The organism is Cellulomonas xiejunii (assembly GCF_024508315.1).
Taxonomy (GTDB): Bacteria; Actinomycetota; Actinomycetes; order Actinomycetales; family Cellulomonadaceae; genus Cellulomonas; species Cellulomonas xiejunii.
Map to the genome: position 1 here is coordinate 2969337 of NZ_CP101987.1, position 25549 is coordinate 2994885.

The window sequence follows — 25549 nt, forward strand, 5'->3', positions numbered from 1 at the left end:
GGCGTCCGCTGGCACACTGGCCTCGATGCGTGACCTGAGCCTGCTGCCCAAGGCGCACCTCCACCTGCACTTCACCGGCTCGATGCGTGTCACCACCCTCGCGGAGCTCGCCGACCGGCACGGCATCCGGCTGCCCCACGCCCTGCTCGACGACGACCCGCTGGTGGTCCCCGCGGGCGAGCGCGGGTGGTTCCGGTTCCAGCGGATGTACGACGCGGCGCGTGCGTGCGTGCGCTCCGAGGCGGACATGCGCCGGCTCGTCGTCGAAGCCGCGACCGACGACGCCGCCGAGGGGTCGGGGCGCCTCGAGATCCAGGTGGACCCCACGTCGTACGCGCCGTTCGTCGGCGGGCTGACGCCGGCGCTGGAGATCATCCTGGACGAGGCACGCGCGGCGCAGGAGGCCACGGGTGTCGAGATCGGGGTCGTCGTCGCCGCGTCGCGCATGCGCCACCCGCTGGACGCGCGGACGCTCGCACGGCTCGCAGCGAAGCACGCCGGGGACGGCCCGGGCCAGGTCGTCGGGTTCGGGCTGTCGAACGACGAGCGGCGCGGGACGACTGCGGACTTCGCCGGTGCGTTCGCGATCGCGCACCGGGCCGGTCTGCTGTCCGTCCCGCACGGCGGTGAGCTGCTGGGCCCGGCGCACGTCGAGGAGGTCCTCGAGCACCTGCGGCCCGACCGCCTGGGGCACGGCGTGCGCAGCGCGGAGGACCCCCGGGTCCTGGCACGCGTGCTCGAGGACGACGTCCCGCTCGAGGTCTGCCCCGCCTCCAACGTGTCGCTGGGGGTGTACGCCACCCTGAGCGACGTGCCGCTGCGCACCCTCGTCGACGCCGGTACGCGCGTCGCCCTCGGTGCGGACGACCCCCTGCTGTTCCGCTCCCGCCTCGTCGACCAGTACCGCATCGCCCGCGACGAGCACGGGTTCACCGACGCCGAGCTGGCGGACCTCGCCCGGGCGTCGATCACCGCGAGCGCGGCGTCCCCCGGGACCCGGGCGCGGCTGCTCGCCGGCGTGGACGCGTGGCTCGCGACGGATCCCGCAGCCTGACGACGCGGGGCGGGGGCTCGGCCGTCGTGGCCGAGCCCCCGCCCCTCATCCGCTCACGGCGTCACGACGAGCGCGGCGTCGAACCGGGCACCGGCGGCACCACCGGCGGCAGGGCGCGCGGCGCCTGCGAGCCGCGGGACATCGGCTGGTCGACGAACGGCTGCACGTCGCCCGTGCACTGCGTGCCCTCGACCGGCAGCTCGCCGCCGATGAGGTAGCGGTCGATCGCCTCCGTGGCGCACGCGGACGTGCCGTACGCCGTGTGCCCCCAGTTGTCGGAGGTCAGCAGGCGGCTGTTCGGGAGCACCTTCGCGGCCGCGACGGCACCCTCGTAGGCGGTCGCCGGGTCCCACAGGTTGCCGACGACCAGCACCGGCGACGCGGTACGGGCGTCGAACCGTCCCGTCCACGCGTCCTCGTCGCGCGCGGTCCAGGCCTTGCTCGCGCACTGCGCCGACCCCCACGTCCACGACGGCCCGAAGCCCGGCGCGATCGCGTCCTGCCGCTCGGAGGCCGCGATCCAGTCCTCCGGCCGCCGGGGGTTCACGGAGTCGGTGCACAGCACCGCCGAGAACGCCTCGGTGCCGTTGTAGTACGGGAACGCGAACCCGAGCTCGGACGCCCGCTCGGTGCGGGTGGCGGCGTGCTCCGCGGCGTTCTGCTGCTGTGCGCGCTCGTAGCCCACCAGGGACGCCAGCGCCTCGGCGCGGATCTCGGCGTTCTCCGGCGTCTCCGGCTGGAGCAGCCAGTGGATCGCCCACGTGAGCGCGTCGACGCCGAGGTACGCCTCCGGCGCGTACAGCGTCCCGAGCACGGCGCTGACGAAAACCGGCCAGTCGACGGTCACGATCAGCTCGTCGGTCTCCGGGTCGCGCAGCTCGATCGGTGTGGCGCGCAGACCTGCGGCCACGCCGTCCCACACGGCCCGCGGCTCACCGATCCCGGCCGTGCGGCACAGGTCGGGTCCGGCCTGCTCACAACGGTCGAGGATCTCCTGCGTGGCGCGCCACGCGGCGGTCCCGGACGCGAGGCGCTCGGTCACCGGGATGTTCGCGGTCGCGCGGGTACCCGCCCACGCGAGCGGGTCGAGGACCCCGTCGATCGTGACCGCACGCACGCGGTCGGGGAACATGTTGGCGTACACCTGGCCCAGGTAGCTGCCGTACGAGAAGCCCAGGAACGTCAGCTTCTCGTCGCCGACGGCCCGCCGCACGACGTCCATGTCACGTGCGACCTGCGCGGTCGACATCGACGCGCTCAGCGGGGTGCCCGTCGTCGAGCACGCCTTGCCGAGCTTCCAGGCCGAGTCGACGAATGCCGCGGTCTGCCCCTGCCCCTGCGGGAACGGCACGTACATGCCGGACAGCGCGGCGTCCTGCTCGCCGACGTTGCGGAAGCACTGCACGTTCGACGAGTAGTTGGTGCCGCGCGGGTCGAGGCCGACGACGTCGAACCTCGCCAGCACCTCGGGCGACAGGAAGTACGGCGCGAAGGCCGCGATCTCCACGCCCGAGCCTCCCGGCCCACCGGGGTTGACGAACAGCGACCCGATCCGCTGCGCGGGGTCCGTGGCCCGCACGCGCAGCAGCGCCACCTCGGTGGTGCCCTTGCGCGGCTGGTCGTAGTCGAGCGGGAGCTCGACCGTGCCGCACTCGCTGCCCGGCATGAAGATGGACGAGCAGTCGTACCAGCCCGGGTCGGGCGTCGGGACCCGGTCGACGCGCGCCGCCTCCGCGCGGCTCGTGCGGTCGTGGCCGGCGCCCGGCCTGCCGTGGGCGCTCGCGCCCGTGGCCGTGAACGCCGTGACGGTCGTGGCCAGACAGGCCGCGACGGTCGTCACGGCGAGCGCACGGCGGAACTGTGCTTTCGTCATGGTGATCCCCCTGGATCGCGCCCGCCGGTGCCCCTGCGACCCGGCCGTCGGCGCTCCCACCACCCTGACGGCCGCGAGGTGCGCAGGACGTCGGCCGCAGGGCGGACCCCGGTGCCCGACCTGCGGGGGTTGTCCCGGTCAGGGGGGAACGTCTAGGTTCCCGCGCGCGCGGCGCGCACCCTTGCCACGCGCGGCGCCTCAGAGGGTGACGCCCACCAGGACCGGCTCAGGCTCCAGGACGACACCGAACCGGTCGCGGACCCCGTCGCGGACCTCGCGGGCCAGGGCGAGCAGGTCGACGGCGCTCGCGTCGCCACGGTTGGTCAGCGCGAGCGTGTGCTTGGTCGAGAGCGTCGCCGGGCCGGGTGACCCGTGCCCGCGACCGAAGCCCGCGTGCTCGATCAGCCACGCTGCGCTCGTCTTCACCGAGCCGTCAGCCATCGGCCACCGGGGCGCGTCGCCGGGCAGCGCGTCCGCGTCCGCTGCCGCGACGACGGGGTTGGTGAAGAACGAGCCGGCGCTCCACGTGTCGTGGTCGGCGCCGTCGAGCACCATGCCCTTGCGTGCCCGCAGCGTGAGCACCGCCGCGCGGACGTCCGCGAGCGGTGCACGCTCCCCCACGGCCACGTCGAGCGCACGGGCCAGCTCCGGGTAGGCCACGGGCGCCGACAGTGAGCCCTGCCTGAGCTGGAACGTCACGTCGAGCACGACGTACCGGGGCGTGGGGCCCCACGGCGCGGCGGGGTCGGCCGGGTCCGGTCGCAACGAGCGCTTGAGCACGGACGTCCGGTACCCGAAGCCCAGGGACACGAACGGCAGGGTGCGGACCCGACCGCGCCCCCGGTCCCAGACGCGCACCTGCGCGACGGTCTGCGCGACCTCCTGGCCGTACGCGCCGACGTTCTGGACGGGCGTCGCGCCCGTCGACCCGGGGATCCCCGACAGCGCCTCGACCCCCACGAGCTCGTGGGCCACCGCGTACGCGACCACGTCGTCCCACACGGTCCCCGCGGGCACGGTGAGCGTGACGCCCCCGCACGCGGACGCGTCAGGCACCTCCACGCCGCCGCGCACGTCACGCACGACGACCCCGGGGAACCCGGTGTCCGCTGCGAGCACGTTCGAGCCGCCGCCGAGCACCAGCAGCGGCTCGCCGGCCTCGTCGGCCGCGCGCACCGCCGCGACCAGCCCCGCCTCGGACGTCGTCTCCACGTAGCGGCCGACGGGACCGCCGACGCGCAGGGTCGTCAGGTCCGCGAGCGCGGGCGTGCCGGGGTGCGTCGGGACGGGCGGGTACGCCGGCGCGGGGGCCGGGCCGGGCAGTGCGCAGGTGTCGGGCTCCACCCGGCCAGGCTAGACCGCGGGCGGCGCGGGACGTTCCGCGACGCCGCCGCCGGCGGGCGCGAAGGCGCGCGGCAGCGGCCGTGCCGCGCCCGTGACCAGCAGACCGAGGGCGACGGGGGCGAGGATCGCCAGGAGCGCGTGCCGGTAGCCCACGTGCTCCGCCAGCAGGCCGAGGAGCGGGGGCCCCGCGAGGAAGGCGGAGTACCCCACCGTCGAGACGACCGCGACGCGCTGCGCGGCGCGCAGCGGGTCGTCAGCCGCGGCGCTCATCCCGACGGGGAAGCCCAGTGCCGCACCCGCACCCCACGCGGCCACCCCGATGATCGCGAGCCACAGCTGGTCGGCCAGGCCGAAGACGAGCAGCCCGGCCCCCGCCAGACCGGCGCACAGCCGCAGCACGGCGACCCGCCCGAAGCGGTCGAGCAGCGCCGTGCCGAGCAGCCGCATCGCGGTCATCGCCGTGACGAAGAGCCCGAACGCGATCGCGCCCGTCGCGTGCGCGGTGCCGAAGCCGTCGACGACCGCGAGGCTCACCCAGTCGTTCGCTGCGCCTTCGGTGAGCGCTGCGGCGAGCACCACGAGGCCGATGAGCAGCGTCCGCGGCTCGAGCCACGCACCGAGCGCCCCCCGAGCGCCGTCGCGCGGCGCGGGGTGCTCGGTGTCGACGCCGCGCGGGGCGGGACGGTCGACGAACGCGCGCACCGCCACCGCGACGGCGACCGTGGAGAGCACCAGGACGACAGGCAGGTGCACCTGCACCGGCACGTGCAGCGCCGCTGCACCGGCGGCGACCCCGGCTGCTGCCATCGTCCCGAAGGAGAAGCCCGCGTGGTAACGCGGCATGACGGTGCGCCCGAGCCGCTGCTCGACGACCGCACCCTCGATGTTCATCGCCGCGTCCCACACCCCCGCCCCGATGCCCGCGAGGACGAGCCCGGCACCGACGAGGACGACGTGGCCGAGAGCCACGCCCAGCGCCGCGAGCGCGAAGCCCGACGCGTTGGCGACGGCGAAGGCCAGCACCGTGCGCCGCGCGCCCCAGCGCTCGACGACGAGGCCCGACAGGGGCAACGACACGAGCGAGCCCAGAGCCCCGATGAGGAGCAGCACGCCCATCCGCTCGGGCGTCAGCCCCAGAGCGTCACGCACGGCGGGGAGGCGGGCGGCCCAGGAGGCGAAGTTCACGCCGGACAGCAGGAAGACGGTGAAGACCGCCGCGGACGCGATCCGGACGTCCCGCGCACCGGCGGCGGGTCGGACGTCGGTCACGCCGCTCATCGTGCGCCCCCGCGTGCGACGGGTCGGTCCTCGCGTCCGTGCCGCCTCCCGGCACGCCCCGACCGGGCGTGGTGGTGACGCGCGTGGACGAGCTCCTCGAGGTCGACCACGGGGACGACCTCGGCCGTGGCGGCCGGTGCGCCGACCGCGGGGTCGCGAACGGCGGCGCGCGTGGGCACGTCGGGCTGCTCACGGGCGACCGCCGGCGCCACGACGACGCTCGCGACCATGGCGGCGACGATGAGCACGAGGGCGTGGCGCGCGCCGACCGACTCCGCGGCCAGGCCGAGCACGGGCGGAGCCACGAGCGACGCCATGGACGCGAAGGCGGAGACCACGGCGACGCGCCCGGCGGCACGCACGGGGTCGTCGGACGCGGCGGCGATGCCGATGGGCACCGCGAGGGCGGCACCCACGCCCCACAGGACGACGCCGGTGCACGCGAGGACGAAGCTCGGGGCGAACCCGAACAGCAGCAGCCCGACGATCGACGACGCGCCGGACGCCCGCAGGACGGCGACCCGCCCGAGCCGGTCGATGAGCCGGGTCCCGAGCAGACGCACGACCGTCATCGACGCGACGAACAGCCCCAGCACCGCACCGCCGACCGACTCGGACCGTGCGAAGCCGTCGACCACCGCGAGCGAGAGCCAGTTGTTGGCCGCGCCCTCGGAGAACGCGGCAGAGAGCACGACGACCCCGACGAGCAGCGTGCGCGGCTCGCGCCATGCGTCGAGTGCGGTCGCGAGGCGCCGCGCGCCCCGTCGGGTGCGCGACTCGGCGGCCGTGCGCACCGAGCGGGCGGGGGTGACGGGCCGCTCCCCCGCCTCGACGGCGGACACCGGCAGCACGACACCGCGCAGCGAGGCGAGCCGCCACACGATGACCACCGCAGCCGTCAAGGGGAGCTGCACGACCAGCGGCACGCCACCGGCGGACGCCAGTGCTCCGGCTCCGGAGCCGGCGACCGCACCGATGGAGAAGGCCGCGTGGAACTGCGGGATGACCGTCCGCCCCAGCGCGCGCTCGATCCGTGCCGACTCGACGTTGATCGCGACGTTGCCCAGGGCGACGGCGACGCCGTTGAGGAAGATGCCCGCGGCGAGCAGGGCACGCGACCCGACGGTCGGCCCGACCCCGAGCAGCACGAAGGCCGTCGCGAGGACGAATGTGGAGACGAGCAGGACGCGGCGGGTGCCGAGCCGCTGGAGCACGATGCCGGACGACGTGACGGTCAGCAGCGACCCGACCGAGCCGACGAGCAGGAGCAGACCCAGGTCGGCCGTGCTCAGGTCCAGGAGGTCCCGCACCGTCGGGATGCGTGCCAGCCAGCTCGCGAAGGCGACACCGGCGAGGGCGAAGAGGCCGACGAGCAGGAGTCGGGCTCGGGCGACCACGGACGGGTCGGGGGTGGTCACAGCAGAGCTCCGTGTCAAGGGGGAACCGGGATACGGCCCGCTGCGCGTCAGTGGCTGTCCATGCGCGTCTCGAATCGATTCGAGGGGGCCCGTCCATAGTGCGGGTACGCTGACCGCGACGTCAAACGTCACCCCTCGCCTGCCTCGTCGGCCCCGGAGGTCCGCCCTGTCCGCGCAGCGCACCACCCTGGCCGACGTCGCCGCCGCCGCAGGCGTGTCGGTCTCGACCGCCTCCCTGGCCTTCTCCGGCTCCGGCCCCATCGCCGACGCCACCCGCGCGCGCGTCCTGGAGGCGGCCCGCGAGCTCGGGTACGCCGGGCCCAACCCTCTCGGACGCCAGCTGCGCCGCGGTCGATCCGGCATCGTCGGCGTCATCATGGGTGACGCGCTGCGCCGCGCGTTCCGCGACCCCGTCGCCGTCCAGGTGCTCGACGGCCTGACCTCCACGCTCGGACCGCTCGGCCTCGGCGTGCTCCTCATCCCCGGTCCGGACGACCCGTCGCAGCCCGCGGTGGACCCACTGCTGGAGTCCGCCGCGATGGACGTCGCCGTGCAGATGTGGGGCGGCACCACCGACGACCCGGTCCTGGAGATGCTCCGACGGCGCGGCACCCCGACGGTCCTCGTCGAGGGCACGCCCCAGCCCGACGTGGCGGCCATCGGGATCGACGACCACGGCGGGATGACCGAGCTCACGCAGCACCTGCTCGCTCTCGGGCACACGCGCATCGCGACGGTGACCCTGCCGTTCGACCGGGAGCGCTCCGAGGGCCCGGCCGACCCGGTCCGCCTCGCCCGGATCTCCTGGGAGATCACCCGGCGCCGGCTCACCGGGGTCACCGATGCGGGCGTCACCCCGACCGTCGTCTACGAGACGCCGGCGTCGCTCGTCGAGAACGGCGCTGCCGCCGGCCGCGCGCTGCTGTCGACGGCCGACCGTCCCACCGCGATCGTGTGCCAGTCGGACCTGCTCGCCTCGGGCGTGGTGCTGGCCGCACGGGAGCTCGGGCTGCGCGTGCCGCAGGACGTCTCCGTCGCCGGGTTCGACGGTCTCGACCTGCCGTGGCTCGCACCCGACGTCCTGACGAGCGTGTCGCAGCCGCTCGCGCAGAAGGGTGCCGCCATCGGCGAGGCCGTCGCCGAGCTGCTCGCGGGCCGCATGCCCGAGCCGCGCGTGCTGCCCGTGCAGCTGCGCACCGGGACGACGACCGGGCCGGTCCCGCAGCGCGGCTGACGCGACCGCGTCAGACCAGCCGGACGACCGCCTGCGCCTTGCCCAGGACGCGGACGCCCTCGACCGTCACCGTCAGGTCGATCCGCGCCGTCCCGGCGTCGACGTCGACCGAGCCGACCGTGGCGACGACCTCCAGGGACGCCTCCCCCGGGTCCGGCACGGGCACGGGCCGCGTGAACCGCGCCTGGTAGTCGACGACGGCCCCGGGGTCGCCGACCCAGTCCACGACCACGGTGACGGCAGCGCCCATGGTCCACATGCCGTGCGCGATCACACCCGGCAGGCCGACCGACGTGGCCACGCGCTCGTTCCAGTGGATGGGGTTGAAGTCGCCCGACGCACCGGCGTACCGCACCAGCCGCGCACGGTCGACGGTGATCGTGCGGCGGGCCACCTCCTGGCCGACCGTGAGGTCGGCCGGCGCGGGGCGGACCTCGCCGCTCACGCCGCGTCCTCGGGCCGCACGGCGAGCGTGGAGACGACCGTGGCGACGGGTGCCCCGTCCTCGTCGGCGATCTCGCACCGGGTGGTGATCATCGACAGGCCTGCGCGCTGCGTCACCGCGTCGACGTGCAGCGCGGTCCGCAGCCGGTCACCGGCGCAGATGGGCCGGTGGTGGGTGAAGCGCTCGTCGGCGTGCACGACGCGGCTGAAGTCGACGCCCGCTGCGGGGTCCTCGACGTACTGGGCCTCGGTCCGCTGGGCGATCACCACGGCGAACGTGGGCGGCGCGACGACGTCCGGGTAGCCCAGCGCGCGGGCGGCGTCGGGGTCCGTGTGGGCCGGGTGCGTGGCACCCGTCGCCTCGGCGAACTCCCGCACCTTCTCGGATGCGACCACATACACATCGCCGGGCGGGTAGACCCGCCCGGCGAAAGTGGTGTCGACCGGCACGTCAGCAGGTCAGTCGTGTTCGCGAACCGCGTCAGCGGGTCTCGCGGTGCACCGTGTGCTTGTTGTCACGCGGGCAGAACTTCTTCATCTCGAGCCGGTCGGGGGTGTTCCGACGGTTCTTCTTGGTGATGTAGTTCCGCTCCTTGCACTCCGTGCAGGCGAGAGTGATCTTGGGGCGGACGTCCGCGCTCTTGCTGGCCATGTCTATGTCACCTCTCGCGCCCCGCGGGGGCTGCGTTTCTTCTCCTGGCGCGCGCCGGCCGACGCGCGCTGCTGGGACGGATGTTCGCCGGACGTGGTAGCGGGAGCGGGACTCGAACCCGCGACACCACGATTATGAGCCGTGTGCTCTAACCACCTGAGCTATCCCGCCACAGCGGTCATGCCCCGGGTCGATCGTCCAGGACGATCGACCCGCGACACACCACAGAGCCCCGAAAGGGAATCGAACCCTTGACCTTCTCCTTACCATGGAGACGCTCTGCCGACTGAGCTATCGGGGCAGCGCGGACCAGAGTACACGCGCCGCGGGGTGCCCGTGAAATCGTCTCCGCCGCGGCCCGCGCGGAGCCCGTCCGCACCCGCGGGAGCGGGTGCCACGAGAGGCAGCCGAAGCGTTTCAGTTCGTCGCGGCGCCCGGCGTCACGTGCCACGATCCGGCGCATGCGCACCCCCCGTCACCGTCCCGGCCGCCTGGCCGCCGCCAGCCTGGCCGTCGCCGCACTGCTCACCCTCGCCGCCTGCAGCGGCGGCGAGGACGAGGGCGTCGACCCCTCCTCCGCCGACTGGCCGCAGGCCGTCGACCCCGCCGCGCACGAGGGCGAGTTCGTCGTCGTGTGGACCGCGATCGCCGAGAACGCGGAGGACCCCGCACTGGCCGCCGAGGTGGAGCGGCTCGCCGCGGAGGGGTACGAGGTCGAGCCGTGGTCACCCGGCTGCCAGTCCGGGGCGCAGGAGCCACTCACCACGCTCACGGGCTTCACCGAGCCCGTCGGCGTCGGCGTGGCCTTCGCCTCCGAGGAGGACGCCGGCGTGTTCGACACGCGCGACGAAGGCAGCACGGTGTCGCACACCACGGGGACCTGGACCTGCTGACACGGCTCGGCCGGCCGCAGCGACCCACGGGCACCGGGTGGGCAGCCGACGGGCCGGAGTACGACGAAGGGGGCGTCCTGGTGAGGACGCCCCCTTCGGTGCGTGGCGGGTGAGGGATTCGAACCCCCGTAGGCGTTGCCAGCTGATTTACAGTCAGCCCCCTTTGGCCACTCGGGTAACCCGCCAAGGGGCGCGCGGCCACGTCGTCGGCGTCGGTCGTGCGTACGAGAGCTCGTACGACGGTCCGGCGCGTCCGCGCGAACGGCGTGCGGATGGAAGGATAGCAACTCCGGGAGGGGCTCGTGCACATCGCCGCCCAGCGGTCCGCGACCGCGGCCCGCGCCGCGCGTCACGATCGGCGCACGGCACCTCGTCCACCGGACCGCAGACGCACCCCGAGCGGGTGCAGGGAGGGAGCAGCATGGCGAGCGAGTCGTCGTTCGACGTCGTCAGCAAGGTCGACCGCCAGGAGGTCGACAACGCCCTGAACCAGGCCGCGAAGGAGATCGCGCAGCGCTACGACTTCAAGGGCGTGGGCGCGTCGATCAGCTGGAGCGGCGAGAGCATCCTCATGGTCGCGAACTCCCCCGAGCGCGTGCTCGCGGTGCTCGACGTCCTCCAGACCAAGCTCATCAAGCGCGGCATCTCCCTCAAGGCGCTCGACACCGGGGAGAACGAGCCCCAGCCCTCCGGCAAGGAGTACCGGCTGACGGGCACCCTCAAGGAGGGCCTGAGCACCGAGATCGCCAAGAAGCTGGCGAAGATCGTGCGCGACGAGGGACCCAAGGGCGTCAAGACCCAGATCCAGGGCGACGAGCTGCGGGTGACCGCCAAGAGCCGGGACGACCTGCAGACGGTCATCGCGCTGCTCAAGGGCTCGGACGTCGACGCGGCCCTGCAGTTCGTCAACTACCGGTAGCCGTCCCCCGGGGGCACGTCCGCGTGCCCCCGGCGGCACCGGGCCGCGCACATGCCCGTCACCACCGCCCTCACCAGCGCGTGACCCCGCCACCCGCCATCGCCTCGAGCCGCGCGACCCGCTCGGGCATCGGCGGGTGCGTCGAGAACATGCGCGCGAGGCCGGCACCGCGGAACGGGTTCGCGATCATGAGGTGCGACACGTCGACCAGCTCACGGTCCTGCGGCAGGGGCCGCGCGCGGGTGCCCGCCTCGAGCTTGCGCAGGGCTGACGCCAGTGCGAGCGGGTCGCCGGTGAGGCGCGCACCGTCCTCGTCCGCGTCGAACTCGCGCGTCCGTGAGATCGCGAGCTGGATCGTCGTCGCCGCCACCGGCGCGAGGACGACCATCAGCAGGGCCGCGATCGGGTTGCCGCCCTCGCGGCGGTCACCGCCGCCGAAGAACAGCGCGAACTGCGCGAGGGACGTGATCACGCCCGCGACCGCCGCCGCGACGGACGACGTGAGGATGTCCCGGTTGTAGACGTGCATCAGCTCGTGACCCAGCACACCGCGCAGCTCACGCTCGTCGAGGATCCCCAGGATGCCTTCCGTGCAGCACACCGCCGCGTTCTGCGGGTTGCGTCCCGTCGCGAAGGCGTTGGGCGCCATCGTGGGCGACACGTACAGCCGCGGCATGGGCTGCCGCGCCGCCGTCGAGAGCTCGCGCACGATGCGGTACATCGCCGGCTGCTCGATCTCGCTGACCGGCCGGGCGCGCATCGCCCGGATCGCGATCTTGTCCGAGTTCCAGTAGCTGTAGCCCGTCATCACCAGGCCCAGGGCGGTGAACACCCACAGATACTGCGGGCCCCCGACGACCCAGCCGATGCCGAGCAGGACCGCCCACATCACGCCGAACAACGCCGCGGTCTTCAGCCCGTTGTAGTGCCTGTGCTGCATCGTCGTCCTCGCCTCCCCCGTTCGGAGCCGGTCGCGGCCTCCGTCAACGTCAACGCCCGGTGCGGCGACGACGTTCCCGCGGGGCACCGAGGTACACCCGTGCGCGCCGGCGGCGCGGCACAGCACGCGGGCCCCCGGACGGTCGGACCGTCCGGGGGCCTGCAGGCGACGTGCTCAGTCCTGCGGGACCTCGCGTCCGAGCGCGACCGCGACCATGTGCTCGCGCGGCACGACCTTGACGCGCTCGCGCCCCTGGGGCTCGCCCAGGGAGCGCTCGTAGGCGTCGAGCAGCTCCCAGCCGGACCACTCGATGGTGTCCGCACCGCGCTGCACGAGGAAGTCGAGCACGGCCTGCGGGTCACGCTCCGTCGCGGTGTAGAAGGCCTCACCCGCAGCCGCGACGTCCTCACCGAGGTGCCGGATCGTCTCCGACGCGTCGGACTTGGTGTGACCGATGAGCCCCACGGGCCCCCGCTTGATCCACCCGGTCGCGTACACGCCCGGCAGGTGGTCGCCGTCCACGTCGAGGACACGCCCCTCGCGGTTGGGGATCACACCCGCGACGTCGTCGAACGGGATGTCGACCAAGGGCGAGCCGAAGTACCCGACCGCCCGGTAGACGGCCTGGACCGGCCAGTCGTGGAACTGCCCGGTGCCGGTGACGTTGCCGTCGCCGTTGAGCGCCGTGCGCTCGGTGCGCAGGCCGACGACGTGGCCGTCCTCGCCGAGGACCTCGACGGGCTTGTGCAGGAAGTGCAGGTGGATGCGACGCGAGGCCGTCAGGTCCTCGGGCTCCTTGAGGGTCCAGTCCGTGAGGGTCTTGACGACCTGCTTGGTCTGGTTGCTCGAGTGGATCGCGGCCATCGAGCCCTCGTCGAACTCGAAGTCCTCGGGGTAGACGATCGTGTCGACGTCCGGGACGTGGCCGAGCTCGCGCAGCTCCAGGGGCGAGAACTTGGCCTGGGCCGGCCCGCGGCGTGCGAAGACGTGCACGTCGGTGACGGGGTTGGCCTTGAGGATGTCGTAGACGTTCTGCGGGAGCTCGGTCGGCAGCAGGTCGTCGGCGTGCTTGGCCAGGATGCGGGCCACGTCGAGCGCCACGTTGCCCGCGCCGAGCACCGCGACCTGCGTCGCCTCCAGCGGCCAGGTGCGCGGCACGTCGGGGTGGCCGTCGTACCAGGACACGAAGTCCGCGGCGCCGTAGGACCCCTCGAGGTCGATGCCCGGGATCGGCAGCTCCGCGTCGCGGATCGAGCCGGTCGAGAAGATCACGGCGTCGTAGAACGTGCGCAGGTCGTCGAGCTTGAGGTCGGTGCCGTAGTCCACGTTCGCGAGGAGGCGGATGTCGCCGCGCTCGAGGACCTTGTGCAGCGCGACGATGATCTGCTTGATGCGCGGGTGGTCCGGGGCCACGCCGTAGCGCACCAGGCCGAACGGTGCCGGGAGCCGCTCGAACAGGTCGATGCTGACGTCGAGACCGGTCTTCGACAGGATGTCGGCCGCGTAGATGCCGGCCGGACCGGCGCCGACGATCGCGACGCGCAGGGTCGGGGTGCTCACGGGACCTGGTTGCCTTCCGCTGTGGGGAGCCCTCGCACGACGAGGCGTCCTGACGGGGGGGACGTCGCGCCTCGCGGCCGCGCCCCGCCATCGGTGCGAGAGCAGTGCGCGACAAGTCTAGGACGCGGGCGCGCCAGGGCTCGACGTCCACTCCACGATACGGACAGTCCGCGATGTGGACACCTGATCGGTACGCCTACAGTCGGCGGGTGGACGCACCCGCACCCGGCCGTCGCGGCGGCCTCGCCGCCGGCATCGCCGCCTACGCGCTGTGGGGCGCGTTGCCCCTGTACTTCCCCCTGCTGACCCCTTCCGACCCGGTCGAGATCATCGCCCACCGCGTCGTGTGGTCCCTGCTGTTCTGCCTCGTCCTGCTGCAGCTCACGGGCGGCTGGAGCGCCTTCGTCACGATCCTGCGCGACCGCGGGCTGCTGCTGCGCCTCACGGTCGCCGCCCTGTTCCTCGCCGTCAACTGGCTCGTCTTCGTCCACGGCGTCACGACGGGGCACGTGGTCGACGCGGCGCTCGGCTACTTCATCAACCCGCTCGTCACGATCGCGCTGGCGGTGCTCGTCCTCAAGGAGCGGCTGCGCGCCGTCCAGTGGGTCGCGGTCGGCTCGGGCGCCGCCGCCGTCGTCGTCCTCGCGGTCGGCTACGGACGGCTGCCCTGGATCGCCCTGGTCCTGGCCGGCAGCTTCGGTGCCTACGGGCTCATCAAGAGCCGCGTCGGGCCCCGCGTCGCCGCCCTGCCCGGGCTGGCGGCCGAGACCGCCGTCCTGACCCCCGTCGCCGTGGTCTACCTCGGGTGGCTCCACGCGACGGGCAGCGGCACGTTCGCACTCGACCTCCACGGGCTGGCCCTCGCCGGCACAGGGGTGCTCACCGCCGTCCCGCTGCTGCTCTTCAACTCCGCGGCCCGCCGGCTCCCGCTGACGACCGTGGGGCTGCTGCAGTACCTCGCCCCCGTGCTCCAGCTCGCGATCGGCGTCCTCGTCGCCGGCGAGCAGATGCCCCCGGCCCGTTGGTGGGGCTTCGGCCTCGTGTGGCTCGCCCTCCTCGTGCTCACCGTCGACGGGCTGCGGCACTCGCGGCGCGCCTCGCCCGGCCCCGCGGCCCGCGCCGCGCCCTGACGGCGCACGGCGTCACGGGCGCGTCGTCGGTCCGACTCGTCAGTCCGACTCGTGAGTCCGACTCGTCAGTCCGACTCGACGCGCGCCTCGCGGTCGCCCAGACGCACCGTCCACCCGGCACCGACCAGGGCACGGGTCCCCGGCGGCAGCACGCGTGCCGTCCCCGCGGGGTCGATGACGACGGTGCCGTTCGTGGACCCGCGGTCCGCGACCCAGATCGCCGAGTCCTCGTCCGCCGTGGCCGCCTGCGGCCCGAACTCGGCGTGGACCCGGGACAGGGAGCGTGCGGCGTCGTTCAGCACGATCACGTGCAGGATGTCCTCGCCGTCCTCGGCGCGTGGGCCACGGCCCACCAGACCCCGTCCGACGACGCGGACCCGCTCACCCGTGTCGAAGTGCAGCGCCAGCGTGCCCGTCCGACGCCGCAGCGACTCGGGGTCGCGCACGCGCGTGTGCTCGAGCTCGGCGAGGTCCTCGTCGAACGCCGGGACCGGGACCGGGGCCGGGGCCGGGGCCGGGGCCGGGGCCGGGAGCACGTCACCGCCCTGCCGGCGTGCCTGCGGCGGCGGCGGCAGCAGGTCCGACACGGGCCGCGCCGCGACGGGCTGCGGGGCGGACCCGGCGGGCGCCGCGGGGAGCAGGTCAGGGGCGGGGGGCGCGGGGACGGGCGGCTGCGCGGCCGACGAGGTGGGCGGCGCGGGAGCGAGGAGGAAGTCGTCGACGACGGGTGCGGACGTCGGCGTCGGGGGAACCGACGGCACCGACGGTGTCCACGGCCGTGCCGCGTCCTGCGACCCACCGGACGCGGCGGCACGCGGGGGCCGACGCGCCTCGGCCTGCTGTGCGGCCGCCCGCACGACGGTCGTCCCCGAGGCCTTGTCGTGCCACCCCCGGCGCCGCGGGCCGGAGTCCCACGCGGCGGAGGCGGCCACCACCCAGTTGCCGACCAGGCACGCCAGCACCCCCAGGCCCACCACGAGCTGCCGCACGAACGCGCGTCCCACACCGGGGACACCACCCGTGCGGTCGTCGACCGTGCGCAGTCCCAGCAGACGCGCGCCGAGCGTGGCCCCGCCGACCCCCTCGGCGACGACCTGCGCGACCGCCACGAGAAGGCCCAGCAGAGCGGGCAACAGCTGCAGACCGCCGTCCGACGTGCTGGCGACGAGGAGGCCCACCCCTGCCGCCGCGGCCGCTGCGACCACGTCGATCGCGTACGCGAGGACGCGCCTGCCGACGGACGGCGGGACGTCCGCCACGCGGGACGGCCCCGACCGCGTCGCCCGCACCGACCGGCGCACGTCGCGCGCTGCCGCGCTCCCGTCGAAGGACGCGGCCGGCCCTGCTGCCGGGGGCGCTGCGTACCCCGGCGGCGGGCTCGCGGCACGCCGCGACGCGGACCGCGGCACGTTCGCGGGAGCGGTCGCGACCGGCGCGGCGGCCGGCTCCCCCACGTCCGCGCGCGGCAGCGCACGGCCTGCTGACGCCCGTCGACCCGTCAGGCCGGCCGTGGGCGGCGCGTCGTCGGCGTCGGTCGCGTCGTCCTCACCCGCGGCGGGGCGCGCGATCAGCGGGACCCTGGCCCCGCAGACCGCGCAGGACTCGGCGTCGGGGGCGAGCGGCATGCCGCACGATGCGCAGCGCGGGGCCGAGGCGCGGGTGCTCACGGGCGGTCCTCCGGGGTCGGGTGCGCGGTCATCGTGCCATGTCGGCAGGCTCTGACGCGCTCGACTCCCGGTGGACGGTGACCGCGTCCACCACGACGACCGTCACGTTGTCCTGGGCGTCCGCGGCGAGCGCCTCGCGCACCAGACGCTCCGCCGCCGCACGCGGGTGCCGTTCGGTGCGCAGCACGGCCTGGACGCGAGCGTCGGACAGCGCCTCGGTGAGTCCGTCGGAGCACACGACCATGCGGTCGCCGTGGCTCACCGGGAACATCCGCAGGTCGGGGTCGACGCGCGAGGCGCCGCCCCCCAGGACGCGCGTCACGACGTGCCGGCGGGGGTGCCGTGCGGCGTCCTCGACCGCGACCAGCCCCTGCTCGACGAGCTCGGCCACCTCGGAGTGGTCCCGGGTGAGCTGTTCGAGCATCCCCCCGACCATGCGGTACGTGCGCGAGTCGCCGACGTTCAGCACGAGCCAGCAGGGCACACCCGCGTGCTCGGTCACGACGACACCGGTGATCGTCGTCCCGGGGCGCCGCTCCCCCTCGGCCGGGAGGTCCCGGACCCTGCGGTGGGCGTCGCGCACGACGCGCGTCACGTCGTCCATCGTCGGGGTGGAGCCCGCGAGCTCACGGACGACCTCCACCGCGAGGCGGGACGCGACCTCGCCGGCCTCGTGACCGCCCATGCCGTCGGCGACGAGGTACAGCCCGTCCGCGGCCCACGCCGTGTCCTCGTTGGTCTCGCGCGCCGCCTGGTCGCTGGCGACACCGGAACGCAGCCGCACGCCGGGGACGGTCATCGCGGCCGCATCACGAGGCCCGGTCGACCAGCGCGTCGGCGAAAGCGACCATCGCGTCCTTCGCGGCGCCCGCGGGCAGCGGTGCCAGCTCCGTCACGGCCTGCCGCGCCAGATCGACGGCCCGCCGACGCGTGACGGCGACGACCTCGTGCTCGCGGAGCGCCGCGACCGCCTCCGCGAGGTCCGCGTCGTCGGTCAGGTCGGCGTCGAGCAGCTCCAGGACGTCCCGGTCCGTGGAGCCCACGGGGGCGTCCGCGGCGCGCGCGCGCAGCAGCAGCGCGGGCATCGTGGGCACCCGCTCCCGCAGGTCGGTGCCGGGCGTCTTGCCCGTGACCGTGCCGTCCGACGTCAGGTCGATCACGTCGTCCGCGAGCTGGAACGCGACACCCACGGTCTCCCCGAACTGCGTGACCGTGCGCACCACGTCAGGCCCGCAGCCGGCGAACATGGCACCGAACCGCGCCGACGTCGCGATGAGGGACGCCGTCTTGTCCGAGAGCACCTGCAGGTAGTGCGCGACGGGGTCCTCGTCCGGGCGCGGGCCGACGGTCTCGCGGAGCTGACCGAGGCACAGCCGCTCGAACGTCTGCGCCTGGATCCGCACGGCCTCCGGGCCGAGGCCCGAGACGATGGAGGAGGCACGGGCGAACAGCAGGTCGCCCGTGAGGATCGCGACGGAGTTGCCCCACACCTCGTGCGCCGACGGCGCCCCGCGGCGCAGCGGGGCGGAGTCCATGACGTCGTCGTGGTACAGCGTCGCGAGGTGGGTGAGCTCGACGACGGCCGCCGCGTCGACGACCTCTCGACGCTCGCCGTCACCGAGCTCGGCCGTGAGCAGCGTGAGCAGCGGGCGCAGCCGCTTGCCCCCGGCGTCGACGAGGTGACGCGACGCGTCGTGGGCGATCGGGTCGGCGTACGTCACGGCGTCACGCAGGAGCTCCTCGACGAGCCTGAGGCGCCCCGTGAGGCGCTCGGCGAGCGCGGCGTCGTGCAGGGGAAGGGCGAGAGCGGTCGTCACAGCACGAACCTATCCGCACGGCACCCGCAGGACGGAACCGAGGACGTGTGATGTCCGATGGCTCCCGGTCCGGTGGCGGGACCCCGCCCGCATCGGCTCACGGCAGCAGGACCGCCACCGACGCGATGGCGTCCAGCACCGGCGACGGCGCGACCCCGAGCACGACGGTGAGCAGCGCGCACACTGCCACGGCGACCACGGTCAGACCCTCGCCCCCGACGACGGTCGCGCGCGTGGTCCGCTCGGCCTCGACCGTCGCGACAGCCGGGCGTGCCAGGGTCTCCTCGTCGGTCCCGCCCACCGGCGCCGCAGGAGCGTCCGGCGTGAGCGAGGACACCTCCCCGCGGACCGTGCCGGTCGCGTCGTCGCTCTCCGTGAAGAACATGAGAACGATGATGCGGACGTAGAAGAAGGCCGCGGCCGCCGACGCGAGCACGCCGATCAGCGCGAGCGGCCAGGCACCGCCCTCGACTGCGGCGGAGAAGACGGCGAACTTGCCGACGAAGCCCGCCGTGAGCGGGATGCCCGCGAACGACAGCAGGAAGAGCGTGAAGGTCACCGCCACGACCGGGTGGGTGCGCCCCAGCCCTGCCCACTGCGACAGGCGCGTGGCCTCGCCGAGCACCGCCGGGGCGTCGTCGTCACCGGTCCCCCGCTCCCGGACGAGCGACACCAGGCCGAATGCCCCGACCGTGGTCGCACCGTAGGCGAGCAGGTAGAACAGCACCGCCGTGATGCCCGAGTCCTGCAGCGCGACCACGCCGGTCAGGACGAAGCCCGCGTGCGCGATCGACGAGTACGCGAGCAAGCGCTTCACGTCCGTCTGCACCAGCGCGGCGACCGTGCCGACCACCATGGTGATGATCGCGACGACCCACAGGACGACCTCGAGGTCCCACGCCATGCCCGGGAGCATGCCGTACACGACGCGCAGCAGCGCACCGAACGCGGCGACCTTGGTGCACGCCGCCATGAAGCCGGTGACCGGCGTCGGCGCGCCCTGGTAGACGTCGGGGGTCCACATGTGGAACGGCACCGCGCCGACCTTGAAGAAGAGCCCCGCGAGCAGGAGCAGGGACCCGACCACGAGCAGGCCCTCCATGCCGTTGGGCGTCGCCGTCGCCGCCGCGATGTCCGCGTACCGCAGCGACCCGGAGTACCCGTACAGCAGCCCGATGCCGAAGAGCATGACGGCCGAGACGAAGGCGCCCAGCAGGAAGTACTTCATCGACGCCTCCTGCGACAGCAGGCGGCGGCGGCGTGCCATGCCGGACAGCAGGTACAGCGGGAGCGACAGCACCTCGAGCGCGACGAACAGCATCAGCAGGTCGGTGGTCGCGGGGAAGATCATCATGCCGCCGGTGGCGAACAGCAGCAGCGGGTACACCTCGGTCTGGCGCAGGCCCTTGCTGCGGGCGATCTCCTCGTAGTCCGAGCCCGGGACGGCGGCGACGGACGGCGCGAACGCGTCCTCCCCGCCGGCCACGCGGTCGGCGAAGAGCAGCGTCGACAGCAGCGCGAGCAGCGCGATCGTGGCCTGGAGCACGAGGGTCGGCCCGTCGACGACGAGCGAGCCGCCCAGCACGTCGGTGCCACCGGTGAGCTCGACGTCGTTCCAGAGTGCGGCGACCGCCAGCAGGGCGCCGGCGAGCGACGCGAGCGTCAGCGCGACCTGCACGACGCGGCGCCGCGCGGCCGGCACGAACGCCTCGACGAGCACGCCGACGACGGCGGCCACCAGCACGACCAGCACGGGCAGCATCGGCCCCCATGCGATCTCGGGCGCGGTGAAGTCGCTCACTGGTCACTCCCTTCCGTACCGGCGGTGGTCGTCGTGGGGGCCACGTCGTCGATGCCGAGCTGCGAGACGCTCTCCTGCGCGGGCGGCCGGACCAGGTCCAGCGCGGGCCCGGGCACGAAGCCGAGGACGAGCATGAGCGCGACGAGCGGCCCGATCACCCACCGCTCGCGCGCCCAGACGTCGGACATGCCCGCCAGCTCGGGTCGCACCGGGCCGGTGAAGACCCGCTGGTAGAGCCACAGGACGTAGACGGCGGCGAGCACGACGCCGAGCGTCGCGACGATCGCGGCCGCCGGGTGGCGCGCGAAGGTGCCGACGATGACGAGGAACTCGCTGACGAAGGTCGACAGGCCGGGCAGCGACAGCGCCGACAGGCCCACGACGAGGAACAGGCCGGCCAGTACGGGCACGACCTTCTGCAGACCGCCGAAGTCCACGATCTGCTGGGACCCGCGCCGCGCGGCGAGGAACCCGACGAGCAGGAACAGCGCTCCCGTCGAGAGCCCGTGGTTGACCATGTAGAACGACGAGCCGGCGATCGACGTCGACGTGAACGCGAAGATCCCCAGCACCATGAAGCCGAAGTGCGACACCGAGGTGTACGCGACCAGGCGCATCATGTCCTTCTGCCCGATGGCCAGCAGCGCGCCGTAGAGGATCGAGACGACGGCGAGCACGATGATCACGGGGGCCGCCCAGCGCGACGCCTCGGGGAACAGCGGCAGGCACAGGGTGAGCATCCCGAACGTACCGACCTTGTCGAGCACGCCGACCAGCAGGGTCGAGGTGCCCGCGGGCGCCTGCTGCGCCGCGTCCGGCAGCCACGTGTGGACCGGGAACATCGGCGCCTTGATGGCGAACGCGAGGAAGAACGACAGGAAGATCCACTTCTCCGTCGTCGGGTCCAGCTCGACGCCCACCAGGTTCTCGATCAGGAAGCCCTCGGGCCCGCCCGGTCCCTGCAGGTAGAGCGCGATGACGCCCACGAGCATGATCAGCCCGCCGGCGAGCGAGTAGAGCAGGAACTTCACGGCCGCGTACCGCCGCTGGGCGCCGCCGAACGCGCCGATCATGAAGTAGACGGGGATGAGCATCGCCTCGAAGACGACGTAGAACAGGAAGACGTCGCGTGCCGCGAACACGAGCACGATGAACGCCTCGAGCAGGAGCACGAGCGCCAGGTAGTGGCGCAGCCGGTCGGTCGGCTCGTCCGTGGAGCCCTGCTCACGCCATGCCGCCAGCACGACGAGCGGCACGAGGACCACGGACATCGCGATCAGGGCGAGCCCCACGCCGTCGACGCCCAGCGCCCACGACACCCCCAGGGCGGGGATCCAGGGCGCGGTCTCGAGCAGCTGGTGGGTCGCCGCGTCGGCCGTGTCGAAGGCCGTGAAGGCCGCGACCACGAGCAGGACCTCGGCCAGGGCGAACCCGAGCGCGACGGTCCGCGAGCGAGAGCGGGCACCGGCGGGGAGCAGCCACAGCGCGGCTGCCCCGACCAGCGGCAGCACCACCAGCGCGGTGAGCCAGGGGAAGTTCGACATCAGTTCTCAGATCTCCTGTCGACTCTTCGGTCAGCCGCGCACGGCGAGGACGACGATCGCGAGCACGACCACACCGACGACCATGACCGCCGCGTACGAGCGGGCGAAGCCGTTCTGGGCGCGGCGCACGACGTCGCCGAGGGCGACGGTCGCCCGGCCGATGCCGGTCACCGCCCCGTCGACGACGGCCTTGTCGCCGTACACCAGCGAGCGGGTCAGGTACTGGCCGGGTGCGACCAGGAGCGCGTCGTTGACGGTGTCCTGGTACAGGTCGACCCGGGCGGCACGCGTGAGCGCGGTACCCAGCGGCGGGGTCACCGGGACGGTCGAGATCGCGTAGCGACGCCACGCGAGGACGACCCCGAGCGCGACGGCGATCAGCGTGAGCGCGATCAGGACGGGCACGGCGAGCACGGGCTCGTGGTGCTCCGTGTGCCCCACCGACGGCTCGAGCCACTCGACGAAGCCCACGCGGGACAGGATCAGGCCCAGTCCGACGGAGCCGACGGCGAGCACGATCATGGGCCACGTCATGAGCGCCGGGGACTCGTGCGGGTGCTGCTCGCTGCCGTCCTTCTTCGTGCTCCAGCGCTTCTGACCCTCGAAGGTCATGAAGAACAGCCGCGACATGTAGAACGCGGTGATGCCCGCACCGATCAGCGCGACGCCACCGAAGACCCACGCGCGCCACGGCTGCCCGTCGACGGGCACGAACGCCGCCTCGATGATCTTGTCCTTGCTGAAGAACCCGGCGAACGGCGGGATGCCGAGGATCGCGAGCCAGCCGGCCATGAACGTGAAGTACGTGATCTTCATGTAGCGGCCCAGGCCGCCGAACCGGCGCATGTCCACCTGGTCGTCCATGCCGTGCATGACCGACCCGGCGCCGAGGAACATGCCGGCCTTGAAGAAGCCGTGCGTCACCAGGTGGAAGATCGCGAACGCGTAGCCGATGGGCCCGAGGCCGGCGGCCAGCACCATGTAGCCGATCTGCGACATCGTGGACGCGGCCAGCGCCTTCTTGATGTCGTCCTTGGCGCAGCCGACGATCGCGCCGAACAGCAGCGTGATCGCGCCGACGATCGCGACGACGAGCTGGGCCGTCGGCGCCGCCGTGAAGACCGCACCCGAGCGGATGATGAGGTACACGCCGGCGGTGACCATGGTCGCGGCGTGGATGAGCGCGGAGACCGGGGTCGGGCCCGCCATCGCGTCACCGAGCCAGGACTGCAGCGGGAACTGCGCCGACTTGCCGCAGGCCGCGAGCAGGAGCATGAGGCCGATCGCGGTGAGCGTGCCCTGCGGCACGTCGCCGGACGCGGCACCCGCCTCGACCGTCGCGAAGTCCAGGCTGCCGAACGTCGCGAACAGCAGCCCCATCGCGATCAGGAGACCGACGTCGCCGACGCGGTTGGCCACGAACGCCTTCTTCGCGGCGACCGCGTACGGCGTGTGGTGGTTCCAGAAGCCGATGAGCAGGTACGAGGCGAGGCCCACGCCCTCCCAGCCGACGAACAGCAGCACGTACGAGTCCGCGAGGACCAGCAGCAGCATCGCCGCGACGAACAGGTTGAGGTAGGCGAAGAACCGGCGCCGCGCCGCGTCGTGCTCCATGTACGCCACGGAGTACACGTGGATCAGGGTGCCGACGAAGGTCACGAGCAGCACGAAGGTCAGCGACAGCGGGTCCACGCGCAGGCCGGCGTCGATGCTCAACGCACCGGCGTCCAGCCAGCTCGCCAGGTGAACGTCGTGGACGCGCTCGCCGGCGGGCTGGCCGAGCACGGCCAGGAGCAGCACGACGCCGACGACGAAGGCGCCGGCCGAGGCGAGGACGCCCAGCCAGTGGCCCCACCGGTCGGCACGACGGCCGAGCAGCAGCAGCACCGCCGCCGACAGCAGCGGCAGCGCGACGAGCCAGACGGCCGCCTGCCCGCCCGCCCACTCGGGGGCCGCGACGACCGGGGTCACCACCGGCAACACGGCAGGCGCGGTCAGGGAGATCAGGGTGTGCACGTGCTGCCCCTCAGCTCTTCAGCAGGTTGACGTCGTCGACCGACGCCGAGCGTCTGGTCCGGAAGATGGTCACGATGATCGCCAGGCCGACGACCACCTCGGCGGCCGCGACCACCATGACGAAGAACGCGAGCACCTGACCCGAGAGGTTGCCGTGCATCCGCGAGAACGTCACGAGCAGGAGGTTCGTCGAGTTGAGCATGAGCTCGACGCCCATGAACACGATGATCGCGTTGCGTCGCAGCAGGACCGTCGTCGCGCCGATCGCGAACAGGATCGCGGCCAGCACCAGGTAGTGGGTGAGGCTCACCGGCCGTCCTCCTCGTCGTGCGTCGGGGCGTCGGTCGACCGGTCCGCCGGGTCGGGGGACGCGCCGTCGGGGCGAGGCAGGACCACCCCGCCGGTGACGGCTCCGTCCGGCCCTCCCAGGTACTCGTCGTCGGACGTGAACGTGCCTGCACCGACGGCCCAGCCGCCGGCCAGCACCCGGTCGATCCGCGCGGCGTACTCGCGTGCGTCGGCCTCCTGGCCCCGGACGCGCAGCACGCGCGGCACCGAGGTCTCCAGGGGCGTGCCGTCCGGCAGGAGCGCCGGGACGTCCATGGCGTTGTGCCGGGCGTAGACGCCGGGGGCCGGCAGCGACACGGGGTGCCCGCCCTCCCGCAGCCGGCGCTCGGCCCGCTCACGCTGGCCGACCTTGGGCACCAGGCGTCCCCGGTGGGTCATCACCAGCGCACCGAGCGCGGCGACCACGAGCAGCGCACCGACGACCTCGACGGCCAGCACGTGCTGGCCGAAGATCACGTGGGCGACAGCCTGGGGGTTGGAGGGCGCGTTCGCCGTGCCCAGCCCGGTGGGAGGTCCGTACGTGGCGCGCCCGACGACACCGACGAGGACGATGCCGAGCCCCAGCCCTGCCAGGACACCGATCCACCGCTGCCCGCGGATCGTCTCGACGAGCGAGTCCGACCGGTCGACACCGACGAGCATGAGGACGAACAGGAACAGCATCATGACGGCGCCGGTGTAGACGACGACCTGCACGACGCCGAGGAACTCCGCGCCCTGGGCGACGTACATGAACGCCAGCGAGATCATGATGAAGATGACGGCCAGCGCCGCGTGCACCGCCTTGCGCGCGAGCAGCAGCCCGAGCGCGGCGAGCACCATGAGCGGGCCGAGGACCCAGAACAGCACGGCCTCGGCCGTGCTCGTCTGGCCGCTCTCGGTCAGCGCGCCGGCAGCCGCCGGCAGCACGGTGGACAACAGGTTCACCTGGCACCCCCCTGGCGGTGCGCGGCCGCCGTGATCGCGCGCTGCGCGAGGCGCGTCTCGCCGAGGTCGGGGACCTTCGCGCCCTTCGCGGCGTTCTCCGGCAGCGTCGGGTCGTCCGGGCGGTGCTCGGAGACCCAGGCGACCTGGTCGTCGGTGACGCCCGTGACCTGGCCGCGGTAGTAGTCCGTGTCGGACGTCCCCTCGACCATCGGGTGCGGCGCCGCGAGCTGACCCGAGCGCAGCGGCGCGAGCAGGTCCTGCTTCTCCCAGATCATCCCCGGGCGGGTCGGACCCGCGAGCTCGTACTCGTTGGTCATCGTCAGCGCCCGCGTGGGGCACGCCTCGATGCACAGGCCGCAGAAGATGCAGCGCAGGTAGTTGATCTGGTAGACGCGGCCGTACCGCTCCCCCGGCGAGAACTGCGCGTCGGGGGTGTTGTCTCCACCCTCCACGTAGATCGCGTCGGCCGGGCACGCCCAGGCGCACAGCTCGCAGCCGATGCACTTCTCGAGGCCGTCGGCGTACCGGTTGAGCTGGTGGCGCCCGTGGTACCGCGGCTTGGTCGGCACCTGCTCGCGCGGGTATTGCTCGGTGACCGTGGGCTTGAACATGTTCGCGAACGTCACGCCGAAGCCGGCGACGGGCGCGAGCAGCTCGCTCAGGCCCGAGCGCTTCTCGATGAGCGACTCG

23 protein-coding genes and 3 tRNA genes are annotated in these 25549 nt (G+C 73.6%); 5 read left to right on the top strand and 21 right to left on the bottom strand.

The features are described from left to right. Positions 1-25 precede the first annotated feature (25 nt). The gene (locus tag NP048_RS13585; protein ID WP_227576642.1) at positions 26-1054 is read left to right on the top strand and encodes an adenosine deaminase; all 1029 of its coding nucleotides are present in this window, start codon (positions 26-28) and stop codon (positions 1052-1054) included. 61 nt (positions 1055-1115) lie between these two features. Here NP048_RS13585 and NP048_RS13590 read toward each other — a convergent pair whose 3' ends face one another. The 4 genes from NP048_RS13590 to NP048_RS13605 all read right to left on the bottom strand — a co-directional run bounded on the left by NP048_RS13590 (position 1116) and on the right by NP048_RS13605 (position 6967). Then, complete coding sequence (locus NP048_RS13590) at positions 1116-2927, bottom strand: alpha/beta hydrolase (protein WP_256769298.1); 1812 nt, start codon at positions 2925-2927, stop codon at positions 1116-1118. Positions 2928-3125: 198 nt separating this feature from the next. Continuing rightward, positions 3126-4271, bottom strand: a complete 1146-nt coding sequence (locus NP048_RS13595) for a UDP-N-acetylmuramate dehydrogenase (protein ID WP_227576161.1) — start codon at positions 4269-4271, stop codon at positions 3126-3128. 9 nt (positions 4272-4280) lie between these two features. Then, the gene (locus NP048_RS13600; protein WP_372456795.1) at positions 4281-5549 is read right to left on the bottom strand and encodes an MFS transporter; all 1269 of its coding nucleotides are present in this window, start codon (positions 5547-5549) and stop codon (positions 4281-4283) included. Then, entirely contained in the window at positions 5546-6967 is a 1422-nt protein-coding gene (locus NP048_RS13605) for an MFS transporter (RefSeq protein WP_227576163.1), read from the bottom strand. Before NP048_RS13605 ends, NP048_RS13600 begins: the two co-directional genes overlap by 4 nt. A 166-nt stretch (positions 6968-7133) precedes the next feature. Here NP048_RS13605 and NP048_RS13610 point away from each other — a divergent pair, with 166 nt between their 5' ends. After that, positions 7134-8201 carry a LacI family DNA-binding transcriptional regulator gene (locus NP048_RS13610; protein WP_227576643.1) on the top strand — a complete coding sequence of 356 codons (1068 nt, stop codon included), beginning with the start codon at positions 7134-7136 and terminating at the stop codon, positions 8199-8201. Between the two features lie 10 nt (positions 8202-8211). On the opposite strand, the gene NP048_RS13615 is transcribed toward NP048_RS13610, so the two are convergent. From NP048_RS13615 to NP048_RS13635, 5 genes are all read right to left on the bottom strand, one after another. After that, the gene (locus tag NP048_RS13615) at positions 8212-8646 is read right to left on the bottom strand and encodes a MaoC family dehydratase (RefSeq protein WP_227576164.1); all 435 of its coding nucleotides are present in this window, start codon (positions 8644-8646) and stop codon (positions 8212-8214) included. After that, on the bottom strand, positions 8643-9095 hold the full coding sequence (locus tag NP048_RS13620; protein WP_227576165.1) for a MaoC family dehydratase N-terminal domain-containing protein: 453 nt from the start codon (positions 9093-9095) through the stop codon (positions 8643-8645). The genes NP048_RS13615 and NP048_RS13620 overlap by 4 nt, the downstream gene beginning before the upstream one ends. A gap of 31 nt (positions 9096-9126) precedes the next feature. Then, positions 9127-9297 carry a 50S ribosomal protein L33 gene (gene rpmG, locus NP048_RS13625; RefSeq protein WP_046529021.1) on the bottom strand — a complete coding sequence of 57 codons (171 nt, stop codon included), beginning with the start codon at positions 9295-9297 and terminating at the stop codon, positions 9127-9129. 94 nt (positions 9298-9391) lie between these two features. Further along, a tRNA-Met gene (locus tag NP048_RS13630) sits at positions 9392-9468 on the bottom strand. Positions 9469-9525: 57 nt separating this feature from the next. Then, positions 9526-9598, bottom strand: a tRNA-Thr gene (locus NP048_RS13635). Between the two features lie 160 nt (positions 9599-9758). Here NP048_RS13635 and NP048_RS13640 point away from each other — a divergent pair. Next, positions 9759-10190 carry a hypothetical protein gene (locus NP048_RS13640; RefSeq protein WP_227576166.1) on the top strand — a complete coding sequence of 144 codons (432 nt, stop codon included), beginning with the start codon at positions 9759-9761 and terminating at the stop codon, positions 10188-10190. 103 nt (positions 10191-10293) lie between these two features. Here the strand turns inward: NP048_RS13640 and NP048_RS13645 are convergent. Further along, positions 10294-10375 (bottom strand) — tRNA-Tyr (locus NP048_RS13645). Between the two features lie 236 nt (positions 10376-10611). Between NP048_RS13645 and NP048_RS13650 the strand changes: the two genes are divergently transcribed. Further along, complete coding sequence (locus tag NP048_RS13650) at positions 10612-11109, top strand: YajQ family cyclic di-GMP-binding protein (RefSeq protein ID WP_227576167.1); 498 nt, start codon at positions 10612-10614, stop codon at positions 11107-11109. Between the two features lie 70 nt (positions 11110-11179). On the opposite strand, the gene htpX is transcribed toward NP048_RS13650, so the two are convergent. Both htpX and NP048_RS13660 read right to left on the bottom strand, forming a co-directional pair. Beyond that, positions 11180-12049, bottom strand: a complete 870-nt coding sequence (htpX, locus tag NP048_RS13655) for a zinc metalloprotease HtpX (RefSeq protein ID WP_227576168.1) — start codon at positions 12047-12049, stop codon at positions 11180-11182. Between the two features lie 174 nt (positions 12050-12223). Beyond that, entirely contained in the window at positions 12224-13609 is a 1386-nt protein-coding gene (locus NP048_RS13660) for an FAD-dependent oxidoreductase (protein WP_227576169.1), read from the bottom strand. Positions 13610-13818: 209 nt separating this feature from the next. On the opposite strand from NP048_RS13660, the gene rarD reads away from it, so the two are divergent. Next, positions 13819-14739 carry an EamA family transporter RarD gene (rarD, locus tag NP048_RS13665; RefSeq protein ID WP_227576170.1) on the top strand — a complete coding sequence of 307 codons (921 nt, stop codon included), beginning with the start codon at positions 13819-13821 and terminating at the stop codon, positions 14737-14739. Between the two features lie 65 nt (positions 14740-14804). Here the strand turns inward: rarD and NP048_RS13670 are convergent, their stop codons facing one another. From NP048_RS13670 to nuoI, 9 genes are all read right to left on the bottom strand, one after another. Then, complete coding sequence (locus NP048_RS13670; protein WP_227576171.1) at positions 14805-16364, bottom strand: RDD family protein; 1560 nt, start codon at positions 16362-16364, stop codon at positions 14805-14807. 70 nt (positions 16365-16434) lie between these two features. Continuing rightward, positions 16435-17205: a PP2C family protein-serine/threonine phosphatase gene (locus tag NP048_RS13675; RefSeq protein ID WP_227576172.1), complete on the bottom strand. Its 771-nt coding sequence runs from the start codon at positions 17203-17205 to the stop codon at positions 16435-16437. Positions 17206-17215: 10 nt separating this feature from the next. Beyond that, the gene (locus tag NP048_RS13680) at positions 17216-18223 is read right to left on the bottom strand and encodes a polyprenyl synthetase family protein (RefSeq protein ID WP_227576173.1); all 1008 of its coding nucleotides are present in this window, start codon (positions 18221-18223) and stop codon (positions 17216-17218) included. A 97-nt stretch (positions 18224-18320) separates the two neighbouring features. After that, the gene (nuoN, locus tag NP048_RS13685) at positions 18321-20024 is read right to left on the bottom strand and encodes an NADH-quinone oxidoreductase subunit NuoN (RefSeq protein ID WP_227576174.1); all 1704 of its coding nucleotides are present in this window, start codon (positions 20022-20024) and stop codon (positions 18321-18323) included. Continuing rightward, complete coding sequence (locus NP048_RS13690; protein ID WP_227576175.1) at positions 20021-21568, bottom strand: NADH-quinone oxidoreductase subunit M; 1548 nt, start codon at positions 21566-21568, stop codon at positions 20021-20023. Before NP048_RS13690 ends, nuoN begins: the two co-directional genes overlap by 4 nt. A gap of 30 nt (positions 21569-21598) precedes the next feature. Beyond that, positions 21599-23584: an NADH-quinone oxidoreductase subunit L gene (gene nuoL, locus NP048_RS13695; RefSeq protein WP_227576176.1), complete on the bottom strand. Its 1986-nt coding sequence runs from the start codon at positions 23582-23584 to the stop codon at positions 21599-21601. Positions 23585-23594: 10 nt separating this feature from the next. Beyond that, a complete protein-coding gene (nuoK, locus tag NP048_RS13700) occupies positions 23595-23894 on the bottom strand; it encodes an NADH-quinone oxidoreductase subunit NuoK (protein WP_046529033.1) in 300 nt (99 codons plus the stop codon). Further along, entirely contained in the window at positions 23891-24859 is a 969-nt protein-coding gene (locus NP048_RS13705; RefSeq protein WP_227576177.1) for an NADH-quinone oxidoreductase subunit J, read from the bottom strand. The genes nuoK and NP048_RS13705 overlap by 4 nt, the downstream gene beginning before the upstream one ends. Next, positions 24856-25539 carry an NADH-quinone oxidoreductase subunit NuoI gene (gene nuoI / locus NP048_RS13710; protein WP_227576644.1) on the bottom strand — a complete coding sequence of 228 codons (684 nt, stop codon included), beginning with the start codon at positions 25537-25539 and terminating at the stop codon, positions 24856-24858. Before nuoI ends, NP048_RS13705 begins: the two co-directional genes overlap by 4 nt. Positions 25540-25549: the final 10 nt, after the last annotated feature.